The organism is Streptomyces sp. NPDC104096 (genome assembly GCF_055584385.1).
This window is the reverse complement of the sequence record NZ_JBVJMD010000110.1, coordinates 1-11767: the sequence shown is the minus strand read 5'-3', so window position 1 is coordinate 11767 and position 11767 is coordinate 1. Positions and strand designations below refer to the sequence as shown.

Genomic DNA, 11767 nt, shown 5'->3' with positions numbered 1-11767 from the left:
ACCCACCGAATGCCCGGCCACGTAATCCGGCCGCACACCCCACGACTCCAGCAGACGGAACAGCGCCACCTCCACCGCGAACAACGCCGGCTGGGTGCAACCGGTCCGGTCGAGCTGCTCCGCGTCCGCGTCGGGTGCGAGGTCGAGGTGGGCGCGGATCTCGTCGTAGGCGGCGGCGAACGCCGGGAAGGCGTCGTAGAGTTCGCGGCCCATGCCGACTCGCTGCGAACCCTGGCCGGAGAACAGGAACCCGGTCTTGTCGCCGTGCCGGGCCGCGTCGTGGACGACGGCCGCGGACGGGGTACCGGATGCCAATGCCCTTACGCCTTGGGTGAGTTCCTCCAGGCTCTCGCCGACGACGGCCGCCCGGCGGTCCCAGGCGGTGCGCGTCGTGGCGAGGGAGAAGCCGAGGTCGGCCGGGGTGCTCCCGGGGCCGCTCCGGCCGTCCTCCAGGAAGGAGAGCAGACGCTCCGCCTGGGCGCGCAGGGCCGCGTCGCTCTTCGCCGAGAGCACCCACGGCAGCGCGCCGGCGGCCGGGTCCCCGGCCGGCTCCACGGCGGGCTCTTCGTCGAGGGCCGGGGCCTGCTCGATGATCAGGTGCGCGTTGGTGCCGCTGACGCCGAAGGACGAGACCGCGGCGCGGCGCGGGCGGTTCGACTCGGGCCACTGGACGGCCTCGGTCAGGAGCCTGACGCCGCCCGCCGACCAGTCGACCTGGGCGGTCGGCTCGTCCACGTGCAGCGTCTGCGGCAGGACGCCGTTGCGGATGGCCATCACCATCTTGATCACACCGGCGACGCCCGCGGCGGCCTGTGTGTGACCGATGTTGGACTTGATGGATCCCAGCCACAGCGGTCGGTCGCCCGAGTGCTCGTGACCGTACGTGGCGAGCAGTGCCTCCGCCTCGATCGGGTCGCCGAGGGTGGTGGCCGTGCCGTGCGCCTCGACCGCGTCGACCTGGGAGGCGGTCAGGCGGGCGTTCTCCAGCGCCTGCCGGATCACGCGCTCCTGCGACGGGCCGTTCGGGGCCGTGAGGCCGTTGGAGGCGCCGTCCTGGTTGACGGCGCTGCCGCGGATGACGGCGAGCACGTCGTGGCCGAGCCGGCGGGCGTCGGACAGCCGCTCCAGCAGGAGCACGCCGACGCCTTCGGACATGCCCGTGCCGTCGGCGGTCGAGGAGAACGCGCGGCAGCGGCCGTCGGACGACAGGCCGCGCTGGGCACTGAACGCGATGAAGGTGTTCGGCGTGGCCATCACGGTCACGCCTCCGGCCAGGGCCATCGAGCACTCGCCGCGGCGCAGCGCCTGGGCGGCCAGGTGGAGCGCCACCAGCGAGGACGAGCAGGCGGTGTCGACGGTGACCGCCGGGCCTTCGAGACCGAGGACGTAGGAGATGCGGCCGGACACCACGGCCGCGGTGTTCGCGGTGACGAGGTGGGCCTCGATGTCGCTGTCGCCCTGCCGCTGGAGGTAGGCGTGGTCCTGGCCGTTGGTGCCGACGAACACACCGGCCCGGGTGCCGCGTGCGGTGACGGGGTCGATGCCCGCGCGTTCGAAGGCCTCCCAGGAGGTCTGCAGGAGCAGCCGCTGCTGCGGGTCCATGACCAGTGCCTCGCGGGGGGAGATCCCGAAGAACGCGGGGTCGAACTCGCCGGCGTCGTGGAGGAATCCGCCCTCGCGCACGTACGTGCGGCCCGTCCGCCCGGGCTCGGGGTCGTAGATCGTGTCCAGGTCCCAGCCGCGGTCGGTGGGGAACCCGGACACTCCGTCGCCGCCCGAGGCGACCAGTTGCCACAGCTCTTCGGGCGAGCCGACGCCGCCCGGGTAGCGGCAGGCCATCCCGACGACGGCGATGGGCTCGGTGTCCTTCGCCTCCAGCTCACCCAGCTGCCTGCGGGTCTGGCGCAGGTCCACCGTCACGCGCTTGAGGTAATCCCTGAGCTTGTCGTCGTTCGACATGTTTTACGTCCTCGGTAGCAGTGCGTGAGATGAGTCAGTGGGAGCCGAGCTCTTGGTCGATGAGGTCGAACATCTCGTCGTCGGTGGCGGCGTCGATCCGGTCCGGGTCGAGGTCGCGGCCGGTGCCGGGGCCCGCGTCGGCGGTGTTCGCCGCGGCGTCCTGGTGGGTGTCCGTCCACTTCCAGAGCAGCGCCTTGAGCCGGGCGGTGACCTTGTCCCGTACCGCGTCCTGTGGGGCGAGGGCGGCGAGCTGCGCCTCCAGCCGGTCCAGTTCGGCGAGGACGGGCGGGGCCTCGGCCGTGAGGTCGAGCACCAGGTCCTTGTGGAGGAGCCGGGCGATCGCGACGGGGTTGGGGTGGTCGAAGACGAGGGTGGGCTTGAGCCGGAGCCCGGTCGCGGCCTTGAGCCGGTTGCGCAGTTCCACGGCGGTCAGGGAGTCGAAGCCGATGTCCTTGAAGGCCGTGGTGGGCTCGATGCGGGCAGCGGTGGCGTGGCCGAGGGCGGCTGCCGCCTGGTGGCGCACCAGGTCCAACAGGACCTTCTCCTGGTCGGCCTCCGGTATCCCGGCGAGGCGGCGGGCCAGGGCGGTGGTCCCTGCGGCCGGGGCGCCACCGGCCGCGGCGCCGGTGTCGCCGACGAGGCCGCGGAGAACGGCGGGCAGCATGCCGGAGCGGGCCATGGCGCGCAGTCCTGGAACGTCCAGCCGGACCGGCACGATCACCGGCCGGTCCACGGTGAGAGCGGTGTCGAACAGGGCCAGCCCCTCCGCCGGAGTGAACGGCACGACTCCGGCCCGCCCCATCCGGTTGCGGTCGGCGTCGGTGATCCGGTCGCCCATGCCGCCGTTGTCCGTCCACAGGCCCCACGCCAGCGAGGTGCCGGGCAGGCCCTCGGCACGGCGCTGCCGCGCCAGCCCGTCCAGGAAGGCGTTCGCGGCGGCGTAGCCCGCCGCGCCCGCACTGCCCAGGACTCCGGCCAGGGAGGAGAAGAGCACGAACGCGGAGAGGTCCAGGTCCCGGGTCAGCTCGTGCAGGTGCAGCGCCCCGTCGGCCTTCGGCCGCAGCACGGTGTCCAGGCGCTCCGGGGTCAGGGCGGTGACCACGCCGTCGTCCAGGGCCGCCGCCGCGTGCACCACGGCCACGAGCGGGTGCTCCGCCGGGACGCAGGCCAGCAGTTCGGCGAGGGCGTCCCGGTCCGTGATGTCGCAGGCGGCCACGTCGACGTGCGCGCCCAGTTCGGAGAGGGCGGCGACGAGTTCGCCGATGCCTTCGGCCGCGGGGCCGCGGCGGCCGGCCAGCAGCAGTCGACGTGCGCCGTGTTCGGCGACGAGGTGCCGGGCGAGCGACCGTCCGAGGCCACCGGTCGCGCCGGTGATCAGCACGGTTCCCTCGGGGTCCCACGCGTGACGGGTGGGCTCCTCGGGCGGGGTGACCCGGGTGAGGCGCGGCACGTACAGCTTTCCGTCGCGCACCGCGGCCTGCGGCTCGTCCAGGGCGGCGAGCGCGGCGGCCAGCCCCGGTTCGAGGCCGCCGTTCGTGACCACGCCGCCGTTCATGACCGAGTCGTCCGCGTCGACGAGCAGGAACCGGTCCGGATGCTCGCTCTGGGCCGACTTCACGAGACCGGAGACCGCGACGTGCGCGAGGTCCAGGGCTGTGCCGTCCAGCTCGACGGCTCCGCGCGTCATCACGACGAGCCGCGCGTCGGAGAACCGCTCGTCGGCGACCCACTCCTGGACGGCCGACAGCACTTCGGCCAGCAGCCCGTGTGTCGCCGCGGCGGCATCGCCCTCGCTCGGGGCGCAGGGCAGGAGGACGTGGGCGGGTGTGGCCGCACCGCCGTCGACGGCCATGCGGAGCGCGTCGATGTCGGAGTGGGAACCCGCGTCGCCGAGGACCGCCCACTCGGCTTCGGCAGCGGTGGCAGGGGCGGGTGCGGAAGCCGCGGTGTGCTCGACCCAGTCGGTCCCGAACATCCAGTCCTGGTGCGCCACGCGCGAGGCCAGGACCTGCTGCGGGGACATCGACCGGGTCCGGACGGACGCGACCGAGGCGACGGGAGAGCCGTCGGCGTCGCACAGTTCGATCGCCACCGCGTCGTCGTCGGCGGGCCGTACGCGTATGCGTACGGCCCCGGGCCCCGGAGCGTGCACGGACATGCCGCTCCAGGCGTGGGGCATGAGCACCTCGCCGGGGTCTTCGGCGCGGTGCGACGCCAGCATGCCGAGGGCGGCGTCCAGCAGTACGGGGTGCAGGGCGTAGTGGTCCGCCCGGTCCCGCTCCGCGGCAGTCAGTACGGCCTCGGCGTACAGCTCGTCCCCGGCGCGCCAGGCGGCGCGCAGCCCCGGACGGCCCTCGACGTCCACGGGTTCGGCACCCGTCGGCGGCCACATCGTCATGTCGAACTCCGGCGCCGGAGCGTTCCGGGTGAGCTCTCCGGTGGCGTGGCAGACCCACGGCTCGCCGGTGCCGCCCGCGGCGGGCCGGCTGAAGACGCGCACCGAGCGCCGGTCGGGGTCGTCGCCTCGACCGACCTGCACCTGGATGCGGACGGCGCCCTGTTCGGCCAGGACCAGCGGGGCGTCCACGTCCAGCTGTTCCAGGTAGGGGATCCCGGCCCGCCGTCCCGCGGACAGGGCGAACTCCACGAACGCGGCGACCGGGAGCACCGGTACGCCGCCGACCGTGTGTTGCGCGATCCAGGGCATGTCGTCCGGGGAGAGCCGGCCGGTGAACAGCACGTCCTGCGTGCCGGCGGTCTCCACCACCGCGCCGAGCAGGGCGTGGCCGGAGGAGTCCAGGCCCGCCGAGGAGACGTCGAGCGCGGCCGTACCCGAGAGCCAGTAGCGCTCGCGCTGGAAGGCGTACGTGGGCAGGTCGACGCGGCGGGCACCGGGGAACAGCTGCTGCCAGTCCGGGGAGACACCGTGCGCGTACAGCTGCCCGAGGGCGAGAGTGAGCGCCCGGGGCTCGGGACGGTCGGTACGCAGGGCGGGGACGGTGACGATGTCCACGTCGTCGAGGCAGCCCTGGGCGAGAGCGCTCAGCACGCCACCGGGGCCGATCTCCACGAACGTGGTCACGCCCAGCTCGCGCAGGGTCCGCACACCGTCGGCGAAACGGACCGCCTCACGGACGTGCCGCACCCAGTACTCGGGCGTGTACGCCTCGGCCGGCCGACCGGTGAGGTTGGACACCACCGGGATCCGGGGCTCACTGAACGTCAGACCGCGGACGACGTCGGCGAACTCCTCCAGCATCGGATCCATCAACGGCGAATGGAACGCGTGACTGACCTTCAGGCGAGACGTCTTACGACCCTGAGCGGCGAACACCTCGGCAATCGCCGCAACCGCGCCCTCCACACCCGAAATGACCACAGAGACAGGGCCGTTGACCGCCGCGATGCCGACCTCGTCGGTCAGGTACGGCAGCACCTCGTCCTCGGTGGCCTGGACCGCGACCATGGCGCCGCCCCCGGGCAGCGCCTGCATCAGCGCGCCACGCGCCGACACCAGCCTCGCCGCGTCCTCGAGCGACAAGACACCCGCGACATGAGCGGCCGCGATCTCACCCACCGAGTGACCGGCCACAAAATCCGGCCGGACGCCCCACGTTTCGAGAAGCCGGAACAGGGCCACCTCGAGGGCGAACAACGCCGGCTGCGCCGAACCCGTCCGGTCGAGTGCCTCCGAGTCGACATCGACCGGCGCGTCCAGGAGCGCGCAGACCTCGTCGTACGCCGCCGCGAACACCGGGTACGCCGCGTACAGCTCGCGCCCCATCCCCAACCGCTGCGAACCCTGCCCCGAGAACAAGAACCCGACCTTGGCCCGGTCGGCACCGGCGCGCCCGGTCACCACCTGCGCCGCGGGCTCGCCCGCCGCGAGGGCGGCCAGCCCCGCGCGCAGCTCTTCCCCGTCGGCTCCGACGACCGCCGCCCGGTGCTCCAGCGCCGAGCGGGCGGCCGCCAGCGAGAACCCCACGTCGGCCGGGGACGCGGCCGGCGACTCCACGGACGACAGCAGTCGTCGTGCCTGCTCCCGCAGCGCTTGTCCGGTCTTCGCGGAGAGCACCCACGGCACCACCGTGGTCCGGGCCCGCGGCACTTCCTCGGCCGCGCCCTCGCCTTCGGTCACGTCGTCGGCCGGGTCCTGCGCCTCCGGTTCGGGCGCCTGCTCGACGATGACGTGCGCGTTGGTGCCGCTGATCCCGAACGAGGAGATCCCGGCCCGGCGAGGGTGACCGGTCTCCGGCCATGCGGTCGCCTCGGTCAGCAGCTCGACCGAACCGGCCGACCAGTCGACCTGCGGGGTCGGCCGGTCCACGTGGAGCGTCTTCGGCAGCACGCCGTGCTGCATCGCCAGCACCATCTTCATCACGCCGGCGACGCCCGCGGCGGCCTGCGTGTGACCGATGTTGGACTTCAGCGAGCCCAGCAGGAGCGGTCGTTCGCGTTCTTGTCCATAGGTCGCAAGGAGCGCCTGCGCCTCGATCGGGTCGCCGAGGTTCGTGCCCGTGCCGTGTGCTTCGACGGCGTCGACCTCCTCGGCGGACAGCCGGGCGCCGGCCAGCGCTTCGAGGATCACGCGCTGCTGCGAGGGGCCGTTGGGCGCGGTCAGGCCGTTGGACGCGCCGTCCTGGTTGACGGCGCTGCTCCGGACGACGGCGAGCACCTTGTGGCCGAGCCGGCGGGCGTCCCGCAGCCGCTCCACGAGCAGCAGGCCGGCGCCTTCGGACCAGGACGCGCCGTCCGCCGCCGCCGCGAAGGACTTGCAGCGGCCGTCGGGGGCGAGGCCGCGCTGGCGGCTGAACTCGATGAAGGCGCTCGGGCCCGCCATGACCGTCACGCCGCCGGCGAGCGCCATGGAGCACTCGCCGCCCCGCAGCGCCTGCACGGCCAGGTGCAGGGCGACGAGCGAGGACGAGCAGGCGGTGTCGACGGTGACCGCGGGACCCTCGAATCCGAAGGTGTAGGCGATGCGCCCGGAGGCGACGCTGCCGGAGTTGCCGGTGCTCATCAGCCCCTCGACCCCCTCGGGGAGGACGCCGGGTGTGAAGCCGTAGTCGTGGTACATGAGGCCGGCGAAGACGCCGGTGCGGCTGCCCTCGAGGCCGACGGGGTCGATGCCCGCGTGCTCGAAGGCCTCCCAGGCGGTCTCCAGCAGCAGCCGCTGCTGCGGGTCCATGGCCAGCGCCTCGCGTGGCGAGATCCCGAAGAAGTCCGCGTCGAAGTCGGCCGCGTCGTGCAGGAAGCCGCCGTGCCGGGTGCAGACCTTGCCGGGCCGCTCGGGGTCGGGGTCGTAGAGCGTGTCGACGTCCCAGCCGCGGTCCTCGGGGAACTGCGAGACGGCGTCCTCGCCCTCGGCCAGCAGCCGCCACAGCTCCTCGGGGGAGCCGACGCCGCCGGGGAACCGGCAGCTCATGCCCACAATGGCGATCGGCTCCTGGTCACGGGCCTCCAGCTCGCGCACCCGCCGCCGGACCTGGCGCAGGTCCGTGGTGGCCCGCTTGAGGTAGTCCCGGAGCTTGTCCTCGTTCATCATCGGTGTCGCCCGCCCCCTTTTGGCCTGCGCAGTTCAGGAGATGCCGAGTTCGTCGTCGAGGAGCTCGTACAGCTCTTCGTCGCTCGCCGAGCTGAGGTCGTCTTCGTCCCCGGCTCCGCCGGCGCCTCCCGGATCGGCCGGCTCGTCCCCGTTCCAGCGGGCGAGCAGCGCCTGGAGACGCATGTTGATCCTGGTACGGGTGACGTTGTCGACGCCGTCCGCTCCGGTGCCGTCGAGGGCGGCGGCGAGGCGGTCGAGCTCGTCGAAGACCGGCGCCGTCCCGGCCGTACCACCGGGGAGGTCCTTCAGCACCCGCCGCGCGAGCACCACGGGCGTCGGGTGGTCGAAGACCAGCGTCGCGGGCAGCCGCAGGCCGGTGGCCTGGTTCATCCGGTTGCGGAGCTCCACCGCGGTCAGCGAGTCGAAGCCCAGGTCGCCGAAGGCCTGGTCGGGCTGGACGGCCTTGGCCGAGCTGTGGCCGAGGACGGCGGCGACCTCGGAGCGGACGAGGTCCAGGACCGCCTCTTCGCGCTCGCTCTCGGGCAGGCCCGCGATCCGTTGCGCCAGCGGCACGGAAGCCGCCCGGTCGATGCGCCGCGGCCGGCCGCCGACGAGCGCCCTGAGCAGCGGCGGCACCGGTGCGGTCGCGTTCCGCAGGGCGGCGAGGTCCAGCCGTGCCGCCACCACCAGGGGCTCCTGCAGCACGAGTGCGGCGTCGAGGAGTTCCAGGCCGTCCTCGTCGGACAGGGGCAGCACGCCACCGCGGGCGAGCCGGGTCCGGTCGGCACCGCCGAGCGCCTCGGTCATGGTGCCGGTGCGCTGCCACAGGCCCCACGGCAGCGACACCGCGGGCAGCCCCTGGGCACGGCGGTGCCGGGCGAAGGCGTCCAGGAAGGCGTTGGCCGCGGCGTAGTTGGCCTGGCCGGGGGTGCCGAGCGTACCCGCGAGCGAGGAGAAGACCACGAACGCCGAGACGTCGCCCGCCAGTTCGTGCAGATTCAGCACCGCGTCGACCTTGGGGCGCAGCACCTTCTCCAGGCGCTCCGGCGTGAGCGAACCGATCACGCCGTCGTCGAGGACGCCGGCCGTGTGGACGACGGCCGTCACCGGCGTGCCGGACAGCACCTCGGCGAGGGCGTCCCGGTCGGCCACGTCGCAGGCCGCCCAGCGCGCTTCGGCACCCGCGGCGGTCAGTTCCGCCCGGAGCTCCGCCGCACCCTCGGCGTCCGCGCCGCGCCGGCTCATCAGCAGCAGGCTGCGTACGCCGTGCTCGGCGACCAGGTGCCGGGCGACGAGCCCGCCCAGGGCGCCGGACGCGCCGGTCAGGAGCACCGTGCCGGTCCCGAAGTCCGGGGTGGCCCGTGGGGCGTCGGCGGCGGCCCTGGCGAGCCGGGGCAGCAGGAGCGCGTCGCCGCGCAGCGCGGCCTGCGGCTCCCCGGAGGCGAGGAGCCGTGGGACGGCCCTCGCCACGGCCCGCTCCCCGTCGGCGTTCGGGTCGATGTCGAGGAGGATGATGCGGTCCGGGTTCTCCGACTGTGCCGACCGGACCAGACCCCACACGGCCGCCTGCACCGGGTCGCCCGCTTCCGGCTCGTCCCCGGCGGCGACCGCGCCCCGGGTCACCAGCACCAGGCGGGCGGCCCGGTCCTCGGCCGGCCACCACTGCACCAGCCGGAGCACTTCGGCGAGGACGCTCCTGACCCGTTCGGCATCGGTACCCGACCCGCCGGGGCAGGGGACGACGACGGCGTCCGTGTCCGCCTGCGCCCCGGTCTCCGCCGCGGGGGCGGCGAGGAGCTCGGCGATGTCGTCGTAGGTCCGTACGACCGTTGTCTGCGCGTCGGCCGTGGCGGCGAGCGGTGCCCAGTCCACGGTGAACAGGGAGTCTCGCGAGCTCGTGCACAGCTGCTCGGCCGACACCGGGCGCAGCGTCAGCGACTCGACCGAGACGACGGGACGGCCCGCGCCGTCGGCGGCCTCCAGCCGTACCGTGTCCCCGCCGGCCGGGGAGAGCCGTACCCGCAGGCCCGCCGCTCCGGTTCCGTGCAGCGTGACGCGGGACCACGCGAAGGGCAGCAGGGGCCCGTCGGCGGCCGGTACGAGGCCGCCCGCGCCCAGCGCGTGCAGCGCGGAGTCGAGCAGGGCCGGGTGCACGCCGAACGCGTCCGCGTCCGCCTGCGCCTCGTCGGTGACGGCGAGTTCGGCGTAGACCGCGTCGTGGCCGCGCCAGGCGGCACGCAGCCCCTGGAAGAGCGGGCCGTAGCTCAGGCCGAGGTCCGCCAGGCGGTCGTAGAAGCCGTCCAGGTCCACCGGCCGGGCGTCGGCCGGGGGCCAGCTGCTCAGGTCGGTGCCGGAGGGGATCGCGCCGGTGGTGAGGGTGCCGGTGGCGTTGCGGATCCAGGGGCCGTCCCCGGCTCGCGAGTGCACGCTCAGCGGGCGGCGGCCGGAGGCGTCCTGGGCACCCACGAGGACCTGGAGCGCGACGCCGCCGTGCTCGGGCAGCACCAGCGGTGCCTGCAGGGTGAGTTCCTCGACCAGGTCGCAGCCGGTCTCGGCCGCCGCGTGGGCGGCCAGTTCCACGAAGGCCGTACCCGGCAGCAGCACCGTGCCCAGCACCGCGTGGTCGGCCAGCCAGGGCTGGGCCCGCAGGGACAGCAGCCCGGTCAGCAGGTGGCCGCCGGCGTCCGGCAGCTCCACCGCCGCGCCCAGGAACGGGTGGTCGGCGGCGTCCAGCCCGGCCGCTCGCACGTCACCGGCCGGGGCGCCCGCCTCCAGCCAGTACCGCTCGTGCTGGAACGCGTAGGTCGGCAGGTCGACGCGGCGCGCGCCCGGCAGGACGGCGTCCCAGTCGATGGCGACACCGCGCACGTGGGCCTGGGCCAGGGCCAGCATCAGCCGGCTCCGTCCGCCGTCGCGGCGGCGCAGTGTCGGTACGACCACGGCGTCCGCGTCGGCGGCCTCTATGGCGTCCTGGATGCCCGCCAGCTGGACGGGGTGCGGACTGACTTCGACGAACACGTCGTGCCCGTCGGCCAGAGCGGCCCGGATCGCGTCGTGGAACCGTACCGTCTGCCGCATGTTGCGGTACCAGTAGCCGGAGCCCAGCTCGTCCGCGGCCAGTTTCCCGCCCGTCACCGTGGAGTAGAAAGGCACGGAACCGGGGAGCGGGCCGATGCCTGCGAACCCCTCCTTCGCCTGCGCTTCGACGCGTTCGATCTGCGGCGAGTGCGCGGCGTAGTCGACGGCTACCTTGCGGGCCTGGATGCCCTCCTGCCGACAGTGTGCGAGGAGTTCGTCGAGGGCGTCGGTGTCCCCGGAGACCACGACGGTGGCGGGCCCGTTCACGGCTGCGATGCCGAGGCGGCCGGTCCACCGGCCGACCAGTTCCCGTGCCTGCTCGTCCGGGAGCGGCACCGAGGCCATGGCGCCGCGGCCCTGCAGTTCGCGGACCGCGAGGCTGCGCCGCACCACGATGCGCGCCCCGTCCTCCAGGGCGAGCGCTCCGGCGATCACCGCCGCGGAGACCTCGCCCTGGGAGTGCCCGACGACCGCGTCGGGGGTCACGCCGAAGGAGCGCCACACCTCGGCGAGGGCGACCGTCATCGCCCACAGCACGGGCTGCAGCACGTCCACCCGGTCCTGCTCGACCTCGGACGTGCCGCGCAGCACAGCGGTCAGCGACCAGTCCACGTGCGGCGCGAGGGCGCGTTCGCAGGCTTCGATCCGGTCGCGGAAGACCGGGGAGGTCTCCAGCAGTTCGGCGGCCATGCCCACCCACTGCGACCCCTGTCCGGGGAAGACGAAGACGGTCCTGCCGCCGGTGCGTGCGGTCCCGGTCACCACGCCGGGTGGCGTGGCGCCGTCGGCGACACCGGCCAGTCCCCGCCGGAGCTCTTCGGTGCTCTCCGCGACCACCACGGCGCGGTGTTCGAAGGCCGCCCTGGTCGTGGCCAGCGAGTACGCCGCGTCGGCCGCCGGAACCACCTCGCCGCCGTCGTTCCTCTGGTCGTCGCTGTCGTCGGCACGGTCGTAGTCGTTGTCGTCCAGGTAGGACGCGAGGCGGGCGGCCTGCGCCCGCAGCGCTGCCTCGGTCCTGCCGGAGAGCACCCACGGCACGGCCGAGCCGGAGCCGGACGCCGGGGGCGGTTCCTCGGTCGCGGGGGCCTGCTCGATGATGGTGTGGGCGTTGGTGCCGCTGACGCCGAAGGACGACACGGCAGCGCGGCGCGGACGGTCCGTCTCCGGCCAGTCGACGGCCTCGGT

The 11767-nt window shown here is 74.1% G+C and carries 3 protein-coding genes; all 3 read right to left on the bottom strand.

Going from position 1 to position 11767, the window contains the following annotated elements:
* Positions 1 to 1959, bottom strand: a 1959-nt coding sequence (locus ACZ60B_RS41780) for a type I polyketide synthase (RefSeq protein ID WP_469397023.1), incomplete at its 3' end; no start/stop codon positions are given.
* A gap of 34 nt (positions 1960 to 1993) precedes the next feature.
* Positions 1994 to 7501 carry an SDR family NAD(P)-dependent oxidoreductase gene (locus ACZ60B_RS41775; RefSeq protein WP_469397026.1) on the bottom strand — a complete coding sequence of 1836 codons (5508 nt, stop codon included), beginning with the start codon at positions 7499 to 7501 and terminating at the stop codon, positions 1994 to 1996.
* A 36-nt stretch (positions 7502 to 7537) separates the two neighbouring features.
* Positions 7538 to 11767, bottom strand: a 4230-nt coding sequence (locus ACZ60B_RS41770) for an SDR family NAD(P)-dependent oxidoreductase (RefSeq protein ID WP_469397020.1), incomplete at its 5' end; no start/stop codon positions are given.

Coding starts and splice junctions, on each gene's coding strand:
- ACZ60B_RS41775 (WP_469397026.1), bottom strand. CDS start 7,501: ATGAACGAGGACAAGCTCCGGGACTACCTCAAGCGGGCCACCACGGAC.